Genomic DNA, 19,203 nt, shown 5'->3' on the forward strand with positions numbered 1-19,203 from the left:
CCGGCCCCGCATTCACGAGATCGCGCCCGAAGGAGGACGTGCATGACACCCGAAACCACCGGCGAGGACGAACGCGAGCAGGTGCTGGACTGGGTCGTCCGGCACACCGCCCTGCTCGGCTCGGCCGGCCAGGCGCCCCTGCGCAGGATCACCGTCTCGACCGCCACCCTGGCCATCGACGTCCAATGGTCGCCCCCGCCGGGACCGGCTCCCGGCGTCGGCGGCCAACACGACACCGGCCACGCCCACCCCCTCGAGTTCGCGGGCGCACCGCCGGACACCACGGCCGGCACACGGAGCACAGGCGGCACGGTGCTGGTCACCGCGCCCATGGTCGGCACCTTCTACCGGGCCCGCGAACCCGGAGCGCCGCCGTTCGTCCAGGTCGGCGACCTGGTCGAAGCGGGCCAGCAGGTCGGCGTCATCGAGGCGATGAAGCTCATGAACGCCGTCCAGGCCGAGCACGCCGGCCGCGTCAGCGAGATCGTCGCCGAGGACGGCACGCCCGTGCAGTACGAGGAGCCGCTGCTGGCCCTGGTGCCCTGCGACGCCCACTGACCCGACATGACGCGGGGGCACGTACGCCACTGGGCAGCCGCGCTCAGCCACCCTGAGCCACGCTGACACTCCGTCAGCCCGCCGCCGGCCGTCCCCGTCTGATCGTTCTCATTGGAAAGCCCGGAACCTGGAGCGCGATGTTCACCACAGTTCTGATCGCCAACCGGGGCGAGATCGCTCTGCGCGTGCTTCGGACGTGCCGCGAGATGGGCGTCCGCACGGTGGTCGCCCACTCCACGGTGGACCGCGACTCGCCGGCGGTGCGCCAGGCCGACGAGTCCGTCCAGATCGGACCGGCCTCGCCCAGGCGCAGCTACCTCAACCCGGCCGCGATCATCGCCGCCGCCCAGCAGACCGGCGCCGACGCGATCCACCCCGGCTACGGCTTCCTGTCGGAGAGCCCGGAGTTCGCCGAGATCTGCCAGGCGCACGGCATCACCCTGATCGGCCCCCCGGCGGGCGTCATCGCGCGCCTGGGCGACAAGGTCTCGGCCCGCGCGTTCGCCGCCGAGGCGCGCCTGCCGCTGCTGCCCGGCGGCACGGGACCGGCCGAGGGCGTCTCCGACGCCGCGCGGACCGCCGCCGCCGTCGGCTACCCCGTGGTCCTCAAGGCGTCGGCCGGGGGCGGCGGGCGGGCCATGACGGTGGTGCACGACCCCGGCGACCTCGCCCGCGCCTACGCCGCCACCCGCCAGGAGGCGACCGCCCTGTTCGGCGACCCCCGCGTCTACGTCGAGAAGTACCTCGACGCCGCCCGCCACGTCGAGGTGCAGATCCTGGCCGACGCCCACGGCGAGGTGCTCCACCTCGGCGCCCGCGACTGCTCGGTGCAGCGCCGCCGCCAGAAGCTCATCGAGGAGACCGCGCCGCCCAACCTGCCGGCGGCGACCGTCGAGCACCTGGGCGAGCTGAGCGTGCGCGCCGCCCGTGCCGCCGGGTACGTCGGCGCGGGCACCTTCGAGTACGTGCTGGACGAGCACGGCGCCTGCCACTTCATCGAGGTGAACTGCCGGTTGCAGGTCGAGCACCCCATCACCGAGATGGTCACGGGCATCGACCTGGTCCGCGAGCAGCTGCTGGCCGCCGCCGGGCAGCGCCTGTCCTTCCGGCAGGCCGACATCACCCCCACCGGGGTGGCCATCGAGTGCCGCGTCAACGCCGAGGACCCGGCCCGCGGCTTCCTGCCCACGCCCGGCCTCGTCGAGGAGTTCGTGCCGCCCGGCGGGCCGTTCACCCGCGTCGACACCCACGCCGCCGCGGGGACGCGGATCACGGCCGACTACGACCCGCTGCTGGCGAAGATCTCGGTCTGGGCGCCCACACGGGCGCAGGCGCTGGCCCGCGCGGACCGGGCGCTGGGGGAGTTGGTCGTGCGCGGGCAGGGGGTGTGCACGAACGTGGCCTTCCTGCGGGAGGTGCTCACCCACCCGCTGTTCCGGTACGCCAAGCACACCACCTCGCTGGTCGAGCAGATGATGTCCACCCCGATGCATTGATCTACAATGTAAAGGCGTCCGGTAGGGACCAAAATCAAGATCAAAAAAGGACTCAAGACAGCTCCCACCCCACAGGGCGACGCCGGCCGCGACCCGGGGTCCCGGTCGCAATGCTATTGGCGCTGAGGGCTGATCTGCGGGCCGGGAACAGCAGGAGCACGGCGAGCACCAGCGTGACCGCGGCGAACAGCCGATCTCGGGGCAGAGGTGGGATGGTGCGCGGTTCGTTAATGACGAACTACGATCGACGCCGAATGTGCGCGTTGTCCGCCACGTGTCACGGTTTGTCGCCGGCGGCCATCGCCGGTGCGACCGTGACACAACCATGACACGGCGCGAACGAGGCGGGGACACGGCCGGCGGACAGTGGACGGGGTTGACGGGCGGGCGAGTTACGGAGCGTGCGGTGATACTCGGCGGCGTGTCGCGAGTGTTGTTGATCGAGGATGACCCGGCCGTGCGGGAGGGCCTTGAGCTGGCCCTGACCCGGCATGGGCACCGGGTGCGCGCGGTGGAGTCCGGCGAGCAGGGGCTGGACCGGCTGCGTACGGACCTTCCCGATGTCGTCGTGCTCGATCTGATGTTGCCTGGCATGGACGGGTTCGAGGTCTGCCGCCGCATCCGGGCCGCCGGGGACGTACCGATCATCATGGTCACCGCGCGCGGTGACGACATGGACGTGGTGGCCGGGTTGGAGGCGGGCGCCGACGACTACGTGGTCAAGCCGGTGCAGCCCAGGGTGCTGGAGGCACGCATTCGCGCGGTGCTCCGGCGGATCGGCCGGGACCAGGCGGAGCTGGAGCGGCACGGGGACCTGACCGTCGATCGGGCCGGGCTGGTGGTCGCCAAACGCGGCGTGCCGGTGGGCCTCGCGCCGACCGAACTGCGCCTGCTGCTCGAGCTCTCCGGCACGCCGGGCCGGGTGCACAGCCGCCAGCAGTTGCTGGAGTCGGTGTGGGAGCACGGGTATTTCGGCGACTCGCGTCTGGTGGACGCGTGTGTGCAGCGGTTGCGCGCGAAGATCGAGGACGACTCGGCGGCGCCCGTCTACGTCCAGACGGTGCGTGGGTTCGGGTACCGGTTCGGGCCGGTGTGAGCCGCCGATGGCACCTCGGCCGAGCCTGGGGCTGCGTACCCGGCTGTTGTTCGCGTTCGCACTACTGTGTGTGGTCACCGCGGCGGCGGTGGCCGGCGGGAGCTACGTCCAGGCCCGCACCGCCATCCTGCAGCGGGCCCAGGATGCGGCGGTGCTGGCGATGACAAGCCGCCTGCAGGCGCTGTTCCCGTTGCGGAGCGCGGCGCCGGGCCTGGACGAGCTCGGTGAGATCGCCGCGGCCGCGGCCGACCAGAACGGCTTCGCGGTCGCCGTCTACCGCGGGATGCACGCGCCGGTTCCCCCGTCCCTGGCACCGCCCCTGGCACCGGGGTCGGGGGCGGGGCGCTGGAGGCCGGGCGGGAAGGCCGGGATCTTGGATCTCGGGGTGGTTTCACCGGAGTTGCGGCAGGTGGTGGCCGGCGGCCGTACCGCGTGGCAACGTGTGGTGTGGCAGGGCGAGCCCTATCTGATCATCGGCACGCCGTTGCTGATCATCGAGCAGGATCGGACGACGCGGGTGTCCGGCGTCGAGGTCTACACCGCGCGCAGCCTGCTTGCCGAACAGCACAGCATCGACGAGCTCGCCGCACGCGCCTGGTTCATCGGCGGGGCGGCCCTGGCGTTCGCGATCGTCCTGGCGTTGCTGGCCACTCGTGGCGTGCTGGGCCCGGTGCGTGAGCTCGGCCGGGCGGCACGTCTGCTGGGCGAGGGCGAGATGCGGACCAGGATCGCGGTGCGCGGCTCCGATGAGCTGGCCGACGTGGCGCGCACGTTCAACAACACCGCCGCGGAGCTGGAACGGCTCGTCAAGCAGCTGCGCGAGATGGAGGCCGATGCCCGCCGGTTCGTGGCCGACGTGTCCCACGAGCTGCGCACCCCGCTGGCCGCGCTGGCCGCGGTGGCTGACGTCCTGGAGGAGGAGGCGGCCCGGCTGCCCGAGCCCGCCGGCAGGGCCGCCAGGCTGGTCAGCCAGGAGACGCTCAACCTCACCGCTCTGGTGAACGACCTCATCGAGATCAGCAGGTTCGACTCCGGCGTCGCGGCCCTCGCGCTGAACGGGGTCGACGTGGCCGAACTGGTGCGCGCGACCTTGCGCGTTCGGGGCTGGTCGGAGCGGGTGCGTACCGAGGTTCCGCCCGGGGTGATGGCGCGGCTGGACCCGCGCCGGGTGGACGTCATCCTCGCGAACATGGTCGGCAACGCCCTGCGGCACGGCGAGCCACCGGTGTCGGTACGGCTCTGCGCCGACCCGCGCTGGATCGCTCTGGAGGTCCGCGACCACGGATCGGGGCTGGACGAGGCGGTGCTGCCGCAGGTGTTCGACCGGTTCTACAAGGCCAGCGCGGCCAGGGCCAGGTCCGAGGGCAGCGGCCTGGGCCTGGCCATCGCGCGGGAGAACGCACGCCTGCACGGAGGCGATCTGACCGCGACCAACGCCCCGGACGGCGGCGCCATCTTCACGCTGCGCCTGCCACGCCGGGCGCCCGATCCGGATGAAGGCCCCGAATGAGGACCGGACTTGCCCGCCGCATGCTCGCCGCGGGTCTCGTATCGCTCGTCGCCGTGGCCGGCTGCGGCGTGCGACCCAGCGACGCCATCCCCGCCGGCGACCCGCCGAGCGGACGCGTCGCACCAACCACGACGATCACCCTCTATCTGGTGAAGGACGGCCGACTCAGCGCGGTAACGCGGCCCAGTGATCGTGCGATGTTCCGGGCGGACACGCTCGCGCTGCTGGCAGAGGGACCCACCGCGGGGGAACAGGCGCACGGATTCACCACCGACGTCCCGCCCGAAGCCGGCCCGTTCTCGGTGACCGCGGCCCCGGCCGGTCACTTGATGGTGACCCTGTCCACTCCGGCCGGCGAACTGTCCGCGCTGGCCGTCGCGCAGATCGTGTGCACGGCCGCCGCCACGGCGCCGAAAGGCCCTGCCCAGGTCACCGTCGTCGGTGCTGGGCAGAGTGTCGGCCCCCAGAACTGCCCGGGGTAACGGTGGAGACCTATCCTCTGCTTTGGGCAGATCGCCGCGGTGTCGGGGAGATCGAATGGAACGTGCGGCCGGCGGTGGTGGTGACGGCGATGACCGCTGCGGCGAGGTCGGGTGGCCGCGCGCGGGGGCAGCGGGCACTGGGCATGGGCGACGGCCAGAGCGGCGGCCGCACGCCGGCGTCGAACGTGTCCGCGCCGGCCTGTGGCACCGGGAGCTGTACGGCGCCAACTCGCCGTGAAAGAACGCGACCGCGGGTGCGTCAGTCGGCCAGCGCGAAGCCGGCCGCCGCCTGCGCGTGCAGCCGAGCGCTCGGCAGCAGCGGGATGGCGGTGTTCTTCTCGGTGATCAGGAGTTCGATCTCCGTGCAGCCGAGGATGACGCCTTCGGCGCCGTCGGCTGCGAGATCGGCGATGATCTGGGCGTAGGCGTCCCTGGAGGATCCCCGGAGCACCCCGCGCACCAGTTCGTCGAAGATCACGCGATGGACCAGTTCCCGCTGCTCGCGCCGCGGGACGACCACGTCGAAGCCGTGGGTGGCCAGCCGATCCCGGTAGAAGGGCTGCTCCATGGTGAAGTGAGTGCCCAGCAGACCGACCTTGCGCATCCCTCTGGCGCGGACCTCCGCGCCCACGGCGTCGGCGATGTGCAGCACGGGCACGCTCGCGGCCCGCGCCACGTCGTCGCTCACCCGGCTGAAGGTGTTGCTGCAGATGAGCAGGAGGTCGGCGCCGAGATCTTCCAGTTTCCCGCCGGCATCGGCCAGCAGCGTACTCACCTCGTCCCAGCGGTCGGCGAAGATGAGGTCCTCGACGGTCGTGTAGTCGACCGACCAGATGAGGCTGTTGGCGGAATGGCTGCCGCCGAGTCGCTCGCGTACCCGCTGGTTGATGATCTGGTAGTAGATCATCGTCGATTCCCAGCTCAATCCGCCGATGAGGCCGATAGTGCGCATGGATCTCCGTTTCGATGGCTTGTGCCGGCGGGCTGGTCGGTGCCGGCCACGGTGACGGTGCCGCCACTGGCCCGGCCGAGTCCGGCCAGGCGGTGCATCGGCATGGACTTGCCCGATCCGCTCGGCCCCTGGGCGATGCGCCAGCGGTCAGGCACCGGCCAGCGCACGGGCGCAGGCACCGAGCCCGATCTCGCTGGAGGCCTTGACGAACACCACGTCTCCCGGTTGGAGAAGCGCGGTGGCCAGCGTGAGGGCCCCGGCCACGTCCTCGACGGTGTGGACGGCCACGCCCTGGTCGCAGGACTCCACTGCCTCCGCCATCGCGAGCGGATCCCCTGCTCCGACCGCGATCAGCACGTCGAAGCGGAGGTCGGCGACGAGCCGGCCCATCTCCGTGTGCCGGGCGCGGGAGGCGTCCGCCTGCTGCCCCATCGCACCGAGCACGGCGACGGTACGACGGGTGCCGGCCAGGGCCTTCACCGCCCGCAGCCCGGCCCGCATGGATTCGGGGCTGGCGTTGTAGGCGTCGTTGACGATGGTGATGCCGTCAGGTCGTTCGACGATCTCCAGCCGGCCCGCGGAGCGCCGCCGTGCGGCGTTCAGCCCATCGGCGATCTCGGCGACGCCCAGGCCGAGAGCGGTGGCGACGGCGGCGGCGGCCAGGGCGTTGCTCACCTGGTGCTCGCCTATGAGGTCGAGCTGGACCGGGGCGCGGCCGGAGGGCGTCACCAACTCGAACGCGGTTCGCGCGTGGTCGGTCATCCGCACGTTTTCGGCTCGCACCTGTGCCTCCGCCGACTCTCCGTACAGCAGGATCTGGGCCCTGGTGCGGCTTGCCATGCCCATGACGTACGGGTCGTCGGCGTTGAGCAGCGCGAACCCGTCCGCCGGAAGTGCCTGGACCAGCTCGCCTTTGGCCGCGGCCACATCGGCCGGCCCGACTCCCATACGCTCCACATGTGCGGTGCCGACATTGAGCACCAGGCCGACCTGGGGCGGTGCGAGCCCGGTCAGGTACGTCAGGTCGCCCTTCCGGCCTGCTCCCATTTCCAGCACCAGGTATCGGGTTGTGGCATCGGCACGCAGCACGGTGAGCGGCAGCCCGAGCTCGTTGTTGAACGACCTGTCAGTGGCGACCGTCGCGGCGTGCCGTTCGAGCACCTGGGCCAGCAGGTCCTTGGTCGTGGTCTTGCCCACGGAGCCGGTCAGGCCGATCACGGTCGGGCTGATTTGTTCGAGCAGGTGCCTGGCCAGCAGGCCGATCGCGAGCTGGACGTCCTGGACCACGAGGGCGGGCACGCCGACGGGCCTTGAGCCCAGCACGGCGACGGCGCCGCCCGCGATGGCACCGGCCGCGTAGTCGTGACCGTCAACGCGGGCGCCGACCGTCGCGGCGAACAGGCCGCCCGGCACCACCTCGCGGGAGTCGACCGCCGAGGGCGCCGTCACCAGCGCCTGCGGGTCGCGCACGTCATACAGGCTTGCGCCGACTACGTGCGCGATCTTGTTCAGCGTCATGGGGATCATGAGCCGCTCCTGGCGAACGCGAGGTCGATGAGGCGGCTCAGCAGGTCCGGGTACGGGACACCGCTTGCGGCCCAGGCCCTGGCGTAGACGGAACGGGAGGTGAAGCCGGGCATGGTGTTGATCTCCAGCACGTACAGGCGTCCCATGTCCTCCTCATAGAGGAAGTCGACACGGGACAGGCCGTAGCCACCGATCGCCCGGAAGGCGCGCAGGGCCAGCTCGCGCACGTCCTCGGCGACCCGTTCCGGCAGCACGGCAGGGATGATGGCGATCTCGGCCTGGCTGAGGTACTTGGCCTCATAGTCGAGCCAGTCGCCGGGCACGATGAGCTCGCCGGGCACCGAAGCTTCCGGAGTGTCGTAGCCGCCGAGCACGCCGCAGATGACCTCGCGCGCGGTCACGCCCTGCTCGACGATGACCACCCGGTCGTAGGCCAGCGCCAGATCTACGCCCGCGCGCAGCTCCTCCATGGAGGTGACACGTGAGATGCCGATGGAGGAGCCCATGTTGGCCGGTTTGACGTACATCGGCCAGTCGAGCGACTTCACCAGACCCCGGTAGCCGGTGGTGGTGCGCCATTCGTGCTCGGTGAACCACACATGTGGGGTGACCGGAATGTCCTCCGCCAGGAAGGTGCGCCGCATCGCGACCTTGTTCATGGCCACGGCAGAGGCCATGACGCCGCAGCCCACGTACGGGATGCCCAGCGTCTGCAGGTGACCCTGGACGACGCCGTCCTCGCCGAACGGCCCGTGCAGCACGGGGAAGACCACATCGGCCAGTTCGCGTCGCAGTTCCACCGGCCACCTGCCCTGCCGGTCGATGATGACGGCGACGGGCTCGTACAGATCCCTCGGCAGAGCATCGAGCACGGCCTGCGCCGACTGCAGCGACACCTCATGCTCGGCGGACGGCCCACCCGCCAGCACAGCCACGCGTACGCGTTCGGTCACGATCAATCAGCCTTCCTCAGTGGCACGGAGACAGCCGGACCCACCGCTGGGGAACAGGCGCCGGTCGACCGCATCCACTGTCGGCCGACCGTGTCCCCGCCTCGTCTTCGCCGTGTCATGGTTGTGTCACGGTCGCGCCGATCGCCGTCATCTCGACTCGATGAGTCCGGTGACCTTCAGTCCCGGATGCGGGGCGCCGGTCGTCCTCGCTGGACAGCTCGACGGCGGCGATCTCCTCCGAATCGCACCCATGGGCGGACCCGGACCGGGCTATAGCCGGTCCGTGTACTCGCCGGCGTAGCCCACGCCTGGGTGGGGCCGTCGTCGTGGTGGCCTGCCGCCGCTGTCTGGGCGGTACTCGAAATGCCACCACTCGTTGTCGTAGATGCGGTACAGGTCGTAGCGGGCGCCGTGTTCCTCCAGCCAGCGCGCGCCCTCATGGGGGCGCACGTCCAACGCGACGCCCTTGACGTGGGAGGATTCCGCCGGTGGCAGCACGAGCATGCGTGCCAACGCCGGGGAGCCGCAGCGGCGCACCTCCTGGTCGAACATCCGTTGCTGGACATGGGGATCGCGGTATCCCGAGGTGAGGCCGATGAGCCGGCCGTGACGCCAGAGCGCCTGGGTGCGCGCCGCGGTGAACGCCGCCAGGGCGCCGTCGGTGAGCCCGGTGAGGTCCTCGGCGGGGAATCGCATCCGCAACGCCCAGCGGCAGGCCAGTTCGCGGGCACGGCGGGGATGCCGGACGAACGCCGCGGGCAGCAGGGACACGGCGAGCATCAGCGTGACCGCGGCGTACAGCCGGTCTCGGGGCCGAGGTGGGATCGTGCGTGGCTCGTTCATGACGAACCACGATTGGCGCCGAATATGTGCGCGTTGTCCGCCGCATGTCACCGTTTGTCGACGCGGCCGTCGGCGGCGCGGCCGTCGGCAAGGCCGTGACACGACCATGACACGGCGAAGACGAGGCGGGCACACGGCCGGCCGACAGTGGATGGGGTCGACCGGCGGGCGAGTTACGGGGCGTGCTGTAGAACTCGGCGGCGCGTCGCGAGTGTTGCCGATCGAGGATGACCCGGCCGTACGGGAGGGCCTTGAGCCGACCCTGACCCGAACCGTCCACCGTGGAGCCGCTGTGACCGTTCGTCGGACAGAGAGTTACGGCGAAGGTGATCACGAAAAGGAGAAGGCATGGCCAATGACGTAAACCGGGACCGGCGTTCGCTGCTGCGGGGCGCCGCCGTGCTGGCCGGTGCCGCCGCGACCGCGCCGCTGTCAGGCGGGGCGGCCGCGGCGCCGGCCGGCAGCAGTGACGCGGACGCGCTGTTCAAGGCCGGGAAGTTCGAACAGGCCGGCCGCGTATACGAGGAGATCCTGAAAAACGACCCCAAGAACCTGCACGCGGCTCGCCGGCGCGGCTATGTAGGGCTACTGGCCAACCGGTTCCCCGACGCCGAAAAATACCTCAAGATCGCCATCACGCTGGCGCCCGACGACAAGGACGCCAACCGGTTCCTGGCCGACTGCTACACCCGGCAAGACAAATTTCCCCTCGCCGCACCACGCTGGCAAGCGGCCGGCGAGGAAAGCTACGCCAAGTTGTTCGCGGCATTCCGCGGCGAGCCATATCAGATCCACGGCGACATCGCGCGCGTGCCGTGGCAGCAGACGGACCCGAGGCCGCTGGTAGAGGCCTCACTCAACGGCGGACCGCCGAAGCGCCTCTCGTTCTACACGCGCGTCGCGTCGCTGAACGTGTCGGCGAAAGCAGCCAAGGAAGCCGGGCTGCGCGCCGTGACCGAGGACACGTTCGAGTACGAGGGCAAAACCGTAACGTACTACTCCGGGGTGCTGGACTCCCTCAAGCTGGGCGCCATCGAGCTGCGCAACATCCCCGTGGGCTGGTCGGACTCAGACGACGACCCAGAGGCGGGGGACGGATTGATCGGCACGTGGATCTTGTACCACTTCCTGGCCACCCTCGACTACGCGGGCCGGTCGCTGATCCTGCGCCGCAGAACCCCCGAAACGGCCAGGAAGGCACGCGCCGCCGCCAAACGGTCGGGCGCCGAGCCCCTGCCGCTCTGGCTGGCCTCTGAGCACCTCCTGTTCAGCAGGGGCAGTGTCGCCGGCTCCGGCACACGGGTGGTGGCCCTGAACATCGGCGGAGAGAGCGAAATGGCCGCGAGCATGACCGAGGACACGGCCAAACGGCTGCGGATCCGCACCGACTACGACCGCCCCATAGAGACTTCGGCCGGGGGCACGTTTCTCACCGCCTACCCCTGCTACCCGAAGGAGGTCCGCCTCGGCAACGCCGCCGCCAACGACATCTACTGCTACGCGGACAAACGGTCCGCGCCCGGCCGCGAAGGGTTCGACGTGCTCGCCAACTTCTCCCACAGCTTCTACAAGCCCTACAACGTCACCCTCGACTTCACCGACATGAACGTCTACATCGCCCGCGGCCAGGCCACCTGACCGCCGCGACCGCACGGCCGTCACGGGAGCTAGCGGGTGTAGGCGACCTCGGGGAAGCGCGGCGCCGGGCCGTCCAGGAGCGTGGCCTTGCGCCCGCGCAGGTGCCGGTCGAAGAAGGCACGCGGGTAGGCGTGCTGGAAGGCCAGTGCGCGTCCGGCCGCGATGGTGCCGACCGACTCCTCCACCTCCCGCGGAGGCAGCCCGATCAGCGGCGCGATCAGCGGGATGAGCCGGACGTCGTCGCCGAAGGAGTTGTGCGCGGCGCCCCGCACGGTCAGATTGAGCCGCCATCCGCGCAGGTTGGACCAGAACTCGCGCAAGGCGGGGTTGGAGGCCATCCCGCCCTTGCCGGGAGTGTCCACCACCAGGTAGGGCCGATCCAGCCCCGCTTTGGCGACGGGGCCGAGCACCGCGCCGTCCAAGCCGAGCCCCGCCTTGATCCGCCGGTCGGCGTACATGGCCGAGGAGGTGGTCGCGCCGCCCAGCGAGTGGCCGAACATGCCGATCCGTTCGAGGTCCGGCGCGTTCTTCAGGCCCTTGGGCAGGGGCTTGGCGTCGGCGTCAGGGTTGCGGCCCGCGGTGAGCGCGGTGAGCTCGTCGAGCACGAACCGCGTGTCCTCGGTGCGCGTCCTGACGGCCTTGGCGAAGTCGGTGACCTCTCCTGCCGGGTTCGTGGCCACCCTGCCGCCGGGGAACTCCACGACGGCCGCGTCGTAGGTGTGGTCCATCGTCACCACCAGATAGCCGCGGCTGGCCAGTTCCTGCACCACGCCCGTGCCGTAGGAGCGGGAGGCGTTGGCCCCGGGGGAGTACAGGACGACGGGCAGCCGGCCGAGACGTTCGTCGACCGGCGCGCCCTCGTGGCCGTGCGTGTCACCCAGCAGCAGCTTGCCGGGCGGTACGCCCGCGTCGCGCAGGTAACGGTCGGCGGCGGCTTTGGGCATCCATGGGGCCAGAGGGTGGTGGCCGGCCTTGCGCGCCGGGTACCACAGGCTGATCATGAGTTCTCGCTTCTGCCCGGTGGTCAGCCAGGGTTCGATCCTGGAGTCGTCGACCAGGTGCAGCGCCACCGTGCCGATCTGGTGCGGTCCCCCCGGTTTCGGCAGGACGAGCTTTGCCGGTGCCGTGGCCCCGGTGGCCGCGGTGGCCGGGGTCGTCGTGGTGCTCGCGGCGATGGCCAGCGCCGCCATGAGGCCGATCATGACTCGTGCTCTGTTCATGCCCGCAACCTTTCCGTGGGCGGCGGCGCCGGGCATCGCACGCGCGCATGAACCCGGCCTCAGCCCAGGAGGGTAGGCCGGAGCCGGACGCCGTGGCAGGGTCGTCCTTGAGGATGAGATCGCTTTCGCCGGGTCAGCCGCGTGGATACGGTCGGGAGATGACTGATCGCCTCGTGGTGGTGCGCCGGATGCGCCGCGCCCACTGGGTCGCCGTGGACGCCGTGGCCGCGCTGCTGCTGGCCGTCGCCTTCGGCGCCGCCGCCTTGGCGGGCACGGGCCCGCCGGCGGTGGCGGTCGCCGCGGCCCTTCCCGTGGCGGCCCGGCGCCTGTGGCCGGCGCCCATGCTCGTGACGGCGGTGACGGCCGTGACGGCGGGCCTGCTCGCGGGAGTGGAGGCGCTGTACCTTCCCCTCGCCGTCATCCTGTACACCGTCGGGGCGCAAGAGCCGCGGCGGCGGGCGGTCATGGGCCTGGTCCTGTCTCTTGCCGCGGTCGCGGCGGCGCTGGGCCTGGCCGGGGGATCAGCGTGGTCGCAGACCGTCTCCGCGGTCACGTTCAGCTGGCTGGTGATGGGGTTGCCGTGGACGGTGGGCCTGGCGATGGGCGAGCAGCGGTCGCACGCCGCGCGGGCGGCGCGGCAGTCGGCCGAGCGGGCGGTGGCCGACGAGCGTCTGCGGATCGCCAGAGAACTGCACGATGTGGTCGCGCACAGCATGAGCCTGATCACGATGAGGGCCGGGGTGGCCGGTCTCGTCGCGGAGACGCGGCCGCGGGAGGCACGCGAGGCGCTACGGCTGATCGAGGTCACCGGCAGAGCCGCCATGGGGGAGATACGCGCCGCGCTGGGCATGCTGCGCTCCGAGCCCGGCCAGCCGGGCACGCGGCCCGCTCCCCGGCTGACGGATCTGCACGCGCTCGCCGCCCGCGCGGCCGTCCGGGTTGATCTGTCGGTCGACCTGGACGCCGCGCTTTCGGAGGGATTGGAACTGACCGTCTACAGGATCGTCCAGGAGGCGCTGACCAACGTGGTGAAGCACTCGGGTTCATCGTGCTGCCGGGTGCGGGTCACCTCGCCCGAGCCCGGAGTGGTGGAGGTCGAGGTGACCGACGACGGAGAGGGCCTTCCCGGCGCGGGGGGCGGGCACGGGCTGGCCGGGATGCGCGAGAGGTGCCTCATGTACGGCGGGAGCCTCACCGCCGGGCCGCGGCCGGACGGCGGCTTCCGGGTGCTGGCCCGCCTGCCCTGCCGACATGGGGAGTCCTCGTGAGCGGGCCGATCCGAGTCGCCGTGGCCGACGATCAACCGTTGCTACGGGCCACCCTCGCCATGCTCGTGGGCAGCACCGAGGACATGGTCACGGTCGGCGAAGCGGGCACCGGCGACCAGGTCGTGACCATCGCCGCACGTCATCGGCCCGATGTGGTGCTCATGGACGTTCGCATGCCCGGCATGGACGGACTGGAGGCGACCCGGCGCATCCGTGCCGCCCCCGAACTCGCCACGGTCCGCGTCATCATCCTGACCACCTTCGATCTGGACGAATACGTCTACGAGGCGCTGCGCGCGGGGGCCGGCGGCTTCCTGCTCAAGGACATCCCCCCGGCCGACCTGCTCGCCGCGATCCGCGTGATCGCCGCGGGCGAGGCGCTGCTCGCCCCCACCGTCACCCGCCGCCTCATCGCCGAGTTCACGCGCCGCGCCGAGACCCAGGCCATCATCGACCGCGAACTGAGCCAGGTGACCGGCAGGGAACGCGAGGTGCTCGTCCTGGTCGCACGCGGCCTGACCAACCCCGAGATCGCCGCCCACCTGGGGGTCGGCATCTCGACGGTCAAGACCCACATCCGCAGCCTGCTGGCGAAGCTGTCGGTCCACGACCGCGCGCACCTGGTGATCGTCGCCTACGAGACCGGCCTGGTCGCCGCCACCCGGTCCGGTCGCGGCGGGCGCTCACCCGGGTGACACGAGCAGCGCCACCCCGACGGGCCGGGACCCGGTCCCACGCCGCGCGTAATCCCGTTGCCCGCGCGGGCGCAGGTGTGGAAGTCTCGGCCGGGCCGCCACGGGCGGCCCGCCGGTTCGAGCACGAGTCACAGCTGGGGGAGTGGTGGAGAGCGCCGAGATCACCGGGACCGGTCCGCTGGCCGGGACCCTTTCGCGGTACCGGCCGTCCTCGCCGGAGGAGGCCGCCGACCTGGACCGCGTACGCGAACTGCTGGCCACGGGCGGCGACCCGTGGAGCCGTGCCACCCCCCTGCACGTGACGGCCTCGGCGATGATCGTCGACCCGGCCACCCGCCGGGTGCTGCTGCGCTGGCACGCCCGCCAGCAGGCCTGGCTGCAGGTCGGCGGGCACGCCGACCCGGGGGAGAACGACCCTGTGCAGATCGTGCTGCGCGAAGGACGCGAGGAGACCGGCCTCGCCGACCTCGCCCTGTGGCCGGGCTCGTCCCTCGTCCACCTGGTCATCGTGCCGGTCACCGCCGGAGGCCACGAGCCGGCACACCAGCACGCCGACCTGCGGTACGTGCTGCGGACCCGCACCCCCCAGGCCGCGCGGCCGGAGAACCCCTCGGCGCCGCTGCGCTGGCTGCCGGTGGAGCAGGCCCTGGAGACCACGACCGAGGCCAACGTCCGCGAGACCCTCACCCGGGTGGAGCACCTGCTGCGCGACGCCCCGGCCGGCGCCGGCTGACCCGCGACCACACCCGCGCACGGACCGAGGCCGCACCCGGCGTACGGGTACGGCCTCGACGCGGGCACACCAGCGCTCGCCGGCCAAGGTGCTACGGCAGGGTCGCCAGGTGCGGCTTGACGGTCCGGGAGAAGCTCCAGTTGTTGGACGCGTCCCAGTTGATCGACCAGGTCATCGCGCCGCGGATCCCCGGGTAGGTGCGCGGCGGGACGAACGTCCCGCAGTTGACCCGCTTGGCCAGGCAGTCCAGCGCGCTGTTGACCAGGGACGGCGCCACGACACCGCCACCGGCCGCGCCCGGCCCCGCCGGCAGGCCCAGCGCCACCTGGTCGGGCCGCAGCCCGTTCTCCAGCTGGATGCACGCCAGCGCCGTCATGAAGTTCACGGTGCCCTGGCCGTAAGCCTGCGCCTGGTCACAGCCCAGCATCGACCCGGAGTTGTAGAACTGGGTGTGCACGACGGTGAGGATGTCCTTGATGGCAAGCGCGAGCTGGAAGTACCCCATCCCGGTCGACTGCATGTCGATGGTCTGCGGCGCCATCGTGATGATCAGATCCGCTCCGGCCTTCGTCCGCAGCTTGCGCAGCGCCTCGGCCATGTAGGTGGGGTTGAGCCCGTTCTCCAGGTCGATGTCCACCCCGTCGAACCCGTAGGTCTGCATCAGGGCGTAGGCGCTGTCGGCGAACGCGGTCGCCGCCTGCGAGCTGGCCACCTGCACGCGGCCGAGCTCGCCGCCCACCGACAGGATCACCTTCTTGCCCCGCGCGTGCAGGGCCTGGATGTCGGCCTTGAACTGCGCCTCGGTGTACCCGCCCACCGCGCTCGCCAGCCCGGGGTCCAGGTGGAAGGACAGCTGACCCGCGGTCGAGGTCGCCTCGGCGAAGGCCACCGCGATCAGGTCGTACTCGTCGGGCACCGCGCCGAGCTTCAGTTCCACGGCCGGGTTGACGAAGTTGTGCCAGTACCCGGTGAGGAAGTGCTTGGGAAGCGGCCCGCCGCCGGTGCATCCGGTGGTGGTGGCGGTCACCGGGTCGCTGGCGGGGGACTCGCCCTGGGCGTTGTACGCCTTCACCGTGTAGGTGTGTGTCTCGCACGCGCCGAGGGAGGCGATCGTGGCGCTGGTGCCGGTGACGGTGGCCTTGACCGCGGTCCCCTCGTACACGCGGTACCCGGTCACCGTGCCACTGGACGCGGCCCACGACAACGCGATCGACGAGCCGGTCGTGGTCGCGGCGGGCGTGCCCGGCTTGCCGGGCAGGGTGCCGGTGCATCCGGTGGTGGTGGCGGTAACGGGGTCGCTGGCGGGGGACTCGCCCTGGCCGTTGTACGCCTTCACCGTGTAGGTGTGGCTCTCACAGGTGCCCAGCGCGCCGATGGTCGCGCTGGTGCCGGTGACGGTGGCCTTGACCGCGGTCCCCTCGTACACGCGGTACCCGGTCACCGTGCCACTGGACGCGGCCCACGACAACGCGATCGACGAGCCGGTCGTGGTCGCGGCGGGCGTGCCCGGCTTGCCGGGGACGGACGGGTCGGTGGTGCCGCCGCAGGACGCGCCGTTGAGGGTGCAGTTGGCGGGCACGGCCGAGCCGGGGCTGGCGATGAACCCGAACGTGGCCGAGGCGCCGGGGGCGATGGTGGCGTTCCAGCTGAGGTTGGTGAAGGTGAACCGCTGGCCGTTGCGCGACATCGAGGCGTCCCACGAGGAGGTCACCGCGGCCCCCGACGGCAGGTCGAAGGCGACCGACCAGCCGTTAATGGGGGTGGTGCCGCCGTTGTTGATCGTGTAGGCGCCCTGGAAGGCCGACCCCCACTCGGAGGTCTTGACGAAGGTCGCGGTGGGGGAGGCCGCGGCGGCGGCTCCGGGTGTGGGGAGCACGACGGCCGCGGACAGCAAGAGGGTGAGGAGCAGGACGAGGGGATTTCGTTTGGGGCGCATGGGGGTCCTCAGCCTGTGGGGGACAGGGGTGCAGCGTGTCGGGGTCACGCTTTCTTTTAGGAAAGTTTCCTAAGAGTTGTCGTGATCGTAGCTTTGACACCCGACCCGTCACAAGGCCTAAAACCACACCCCCCGCGATCGAGAATCCTCACCCTCCACCGCGCGAACCCCGTCGATCCCGGCCCCGCGGGCGCCTCCGCCTGGACCGGCCGGGAGCCCCGCACACCTCTTCACACGCGCGGGGCCGGGGGAGAGGCGCCCACCCCGACGGCCGGCGCGCACCGCCCCAGGGCGGAAGCCGGGACGGGAAGCACCGGACCCCCGGCGCTCCCCGAGAAAGAAGGTGCACACGAGTGCCCGCCGGCGTTCGAACACGGCGCGGACCACCGAACCGCATCGCCGTCGTGACCGGGCACGGATCCCGTCGCCAGCACATCCGGCGTGCCTCACAGAGCGGGAGGAATGACGGCACCCGCCGCATGCGGAGCCCGAGAACTCCAGGGACGTCCCGAGCGTCGCCGGCGGCCTCCCGGCGGCGCTGGGGGGGGTGCTCATGTTTGATGCATAAGTGCGATTATGCATCAAATACTCGGAAACGGCCTGGCAGAAGACGGTACGCCGCACCCTGATCAGACCCGCACAGCACCCGCACGGCAAACGACCGCCACCACGCGCCGCCAGACCTCGACACCGGCCCTTCCAGGTTCAGGCCGCACAGATGCCGGCATGCCGAGGCCGGGCCAGATCGCGGACACGCGCGGTGGACAGCGCGGTCGACGGTCCCGCGACCGCCTTCGAGAGCCTGAAGTCGCGTGACCGGCGCTCCCTGGGGCGCGGCACCCCGTCACCTCACGCGTCCGGCCTTCCCGAGCCGGCCTGGAGTCCCATGCGGATCTTCTTCGAGGTCCGCGCCCCTCCGTATGCCGATCCACGTCTGTCGATCATGGAGTGGCCGATCACGCCGGCGCGTCAGGCGGCACCCCAGTGATCCCGGCGGCATGAGAGGACGAGGAACTGCGTATAGATGCGAGCGACCGGATACGCCTATATGGCGCTGACCAGCGCGAATATCATTTAACCCTACAGAAGGTGGATTCTGTTCTGTTAGAGACGTACCAGTGCATAACACCCGCAAGTGAGCTGCCGTCCAGCCTCGGGTTCGGGATCCCGCCCCTGTCCCCCAAGTAGCTCTGGCCCATGATCGCGTCCCCGCACACCGACCCCGCCGATACAATCCCCGCCCCGTCGAACGTGCCGGCTCTCCAGCACTCCGTTGGCAGCCGGCCCCGCTCCCCCTCATTCGGCACCGTCTTCTACCAGGCCGTTTCTGACTGTTCGATGCATAACCGCGCCATTGACGGCGTCGCCTTCCACTCCCCTGGCAGGCTCTAACGCCGTATTATCCCGCCGCCCCGGTGGCATGTACGCGGTGGTGCGGGCGCACGCTACTGGCCGCCGCAAGCCACGACCGCACGGTGCGACGAGCCCACCAGCGACCTCTGGGTACGCCGCCCGGAGGCCCTCGCCGGGCGGCTCGCGGACCAGGCCGACATGACCCCCTCGCGGGAGTCACATGCTGCGAAGGACTGAGACCACGATGCCCAGCACCACGGCGTCGTCACCGTCGAGGACGTCGTAGGCGGGGTTGCGCGGTTCGAGATGGATGTGCCCGTCGCGCCGGCGGTACACCTTGACGGTGGCCTCGCCGTCGATCATCGCGGCGACGATCTGGCCCGAATGCGCCTCGGGCTGGCGCCGTACCACGACGATGTCGCCGTCGCAGATCGCGGCGTCGATCATCGAGTCGCCCCGCACACGAAGCCCGAACACGGTGCCACGCCCGGTGAGGCCGCGGGGCAGGGTCAGCACGTCGTCCACGTGCTGGTCGGCCGCGATGGGAGTGCCCGCGGCGATGTCGCCGACCACGGGCACGGCCACCAGGTCGCCTGCCGGTTCCGGCGCCGAGTGCCGCAGGAACAGGCGCACGTCGATCGGCCGGGTCATCGTCGTGCCCCGGCGCAGGAACCCCTTGTCCTCCAGGCTCTTCACGTGTCTCGACACCGACGATGACGACCGCAGCCCGACCGCGTCGCCGATCTGGCGCGTGCTCGGCGGATAGCCGTACCTGACCACCCAGTCCCGGATCGCGGCCAGGATCCGCTGCTGGCGCCGCGGCAGGGAGGAGAAGTCCAGGTACTCGAACGGGTCAGGATCGTCGTGGGTGGTCATCTGGGAAATGGTAGAGGCCGGAAACCTCCGCGTGCGGGCGGTGTGCTGATCCCCTCGCGTACGCGGC

At 71.1% G+C, this 19,203-nt stretch carries 16 protein-coding genes; 9 read left to right on the top strand and 7 right to left on the bottom strand.

Annotated features, from left to right (window positions below):
- The first annotated feature begins 42 nt into the window (after nt 1–42).
- The 5 genes from DQ384_RS28605 (at nt 43) to DQ384_RS28630 (ending at nt 5,142) form a co-directional block, all read left to right on the top strand.
- On the top strand, nt 43–558 hold the full coding sequence (locus tag DQ384_RS28605) for an acetyl-CoA carboxylase biotin carboxyl carrier protein (RefSeq protein ID WP_114031977.1): 516 nt from the start codon (nt 43–45) through the stop codon (nt 556–558).
- Between the two features lie 137 nt (nt 559–695).
- Nucleotides 696–2,054, top strand: a complete 1,359-nt coding sequence (locus DQ384_RS28610) for an acetyl-CoA carboxylase biotin carboxylase subunit (RefSeq protein WP_114031978.1) — start codon at nt 696–698, stop codon at nt 2,052–2,054.
- Nucleotides 2,055–2,475: 421 nt separating this feature from the next.
- The gene (locus DQ384_RS28620) at nt 2,476–3,150 is read left to right on the top strand and encodes a response regulator transcription factor (protein WP_181871475.1); all 675 of its coding nucleotides are present in this window, start codon (nt 2,476–2,478) and stop codon (nt 3,148–3,150) included.
- Nucleotides 3,151–3,157: 7 nt separating this feature from the next.
- Nucleotides 3,158–4,660 (top strand): sensor histidine kinase, encoded by a 1,503-nt coding sequence (locus tag DQ384_RS28625; RefSeq protein ID WP_114031980.1) that lies wholly within the window; start codon nt 3,158–3,160, stop codon nt 4,658–4,660.
- A complete protein-coding gene (locus DQ384_RS28630; protein WP_147268928.1) occupies nt 4,657–5,142 on the top strand; it encodes a GerMN domain-containing protein in 486 nt (161 codons plus the stop codon). Before DQ384_RS28625 ends, DQ384_RS28630 begins: the two co-directional genes overlap by 4 nt.
- Nucleotides 5,143–5,401: 259 nt before the next feature.
- On the opposite strand, the gene DQ384_RS28635 is transcribed toward DQ384_RS28630, so the two are convergent.
- From DQ384_RS28635 to vanY-N, 4 genes are all read right to left on the bottom strand, one after another.
- Nucleotides 5,402–6,094 (bottom strand): aspartate/glutamate racemase family protein, encoded by a 693-nt coding sequence (locus DQ384_RS28635; protein WP_114031982.1) that lies wholly within the window; start codon nt 6,092–6,094, stop codon nt 5,402–5,404.
- A gap of 147 nt (nt 6,095–6,241) precedes the next feature.
- The gene (locus tag DQ384_RS28645; RefSeq protein ID WP_114031983.1) at nt 6,242–7,621 is read right to left on the bottom strand and encodes a UDP-N-acetylmuramoyl-tripeptide--D-alanyl-D-alanine ligase; all 1,380 of its coding nucleotides are present in this window, start codon (nt 7,619–7,621) and stop codon (nt 6,242–6,244) included.
- Complete coding sequence (locus DQ384_RS28650) at nt 7,618–8,574, bottom strand: D-alanine--D-alanine ligase family protein (protein WP_114032045.1); 957 nt, start codon at nt 8,572–8,574, stop codon at nt 7,618–7,620. The genes DQ384_RS28645 and DQ384_RS28650 overlap by 4 nt, the downstream gene beginning before the upstream one ends.
- Nucleotides 8,575–8,844: 270 nt before the next feature.
- Nucleotides 8,845–9,417, bottom strand: a complete 573-nt coding sequence (vanY-N, locus tag DQ384_RS28655) for a D,D-peptidase/D,D-carboxypeptidase VanY-N (RefSeq protein WP_114031984.1) — start codon at nt 9,415–9,417, stop codon at nt 8,845–8,847.
- Between the two features lie 348 nt (nt 9,418–9,765).
- Here vanY-N and DQ384_RS28660 point away from each other — a divergent pair, with 348 nt between their 5' ends.
- Complete coding sequence (locus DQ384_RS28660) at nt 9,766–11,055, top strand: tetratricopeptide repeat protein (RefSeq protein WP_114031985.1); 1,290 nt, start codon at nt 9,766–9,768, stop codon at nt 11,053–11,055.
- Nucleotides 11,056–11,084: 29 nt separating this feature from the next.
- Here the strand turns inward: DQ384_RS28660 and DQ384_RS28665 are convergent, their stop codons facing one another.
- Nucleotides 11,085–12,275, bottom strand: a complete 1,191-nt coding sequence (locus DQ384_RS28665; RefSeq protein ID WP_114031986.1) for an alpha/beta hydrolase family protein — start codon at nt 12,273–12,275, stop codon at nt 11,085–11,087.
- A gap of 158 nt (nt 12,276–12,433) precedes the next feature.
- Here DQ384_RS28665 and DQ384_RS28670 point away from each other — a divergent pair, with 158 nt between their 5' ends.
- From DQ384_RS28670 to DQ384_RS28680, 3 genes are all read left to right on the top strand, one after another.
- Complete coding sequence (locus tag DQ384_RS28670) at nt 12,434–13,543, top strand: sensor histidine kinase (protein ID WP_114031987.1); 1,110 nt, start codon at nt 12,434–12,436, stop codon at nt 13,541–13,543.
- The gene (locus tag DQ384_RS28675; protein WP_114031988.1) at nt 13,540–14,238 is read left to right on the top strand and encodes a response regulator; all 699 of its coding nucleotides are present in this window, start codon (nt 13,540–13,542) and stop codon (nt 14,236–14,238) included. Before DQ384_RS28670 ends, DQ384_RS28675 begins: the two co-directional genes overlap by 4 nt.
- A gap of 142 nt (nt 14,239–14,380) precedes the next feature.
- Complete coding sequence (locus DQ384_RS28680; RefSeq protein WP_220183184.1) at nt 14,381–14,971, top strand: NUDIX hydrolase; 591 nt, start codon at nt 14,381–14,383, stop codon at nt 14,969–14,971.
- Nucleotides 14,972–15,062: 91 nt separating this feature from the next.
- On the opposite strand, the gene DQ384_RS28685 is transcribed toward DQ384_RS28680, so the two are convergent.
- Together DQ384_RS28685 and lexA are read right to left on the bottom strand one after the other, a co-directional pair.
- Nucleotides 15,063–16,907, bottom strand: coding sequence for a cellulose binding domain-containing protein (locus DQ384_RS28685; RefSeq protein ID WP_114031989.1), 1,845 nt, complete (start codon nt 16,905–16,907; stop codon nt 15,063–15,065).
- A 1,569-nt stretch (nt 16,908–18,476) separates the two neighbouring features.
- Nucleotides 18,477–19,136: a transcriptional repressor LexA gene (lexA, locus tag DQ384_RS28700; protein ID WP_114031992.1), complete on the bottom strand. Its 660-nt coding sequence runs from the start codon at nt 19,134–19,136 to the stop codon at nt 18,477–18,479.
- Nucleotides 19,137–19,203: the final 67 nt, after the last annotated feature.

The sequence above is a fragment of the Sphaerisporangium album genome (assembly GCF_003323745.1).
Taxonomy (GTDB): Bacteria; Actinomycetota; Actinomycetes; order Streptosporangiales; family Streptosporangiaceae; genus Sphaerisporangium; species Sphaerisporangium album.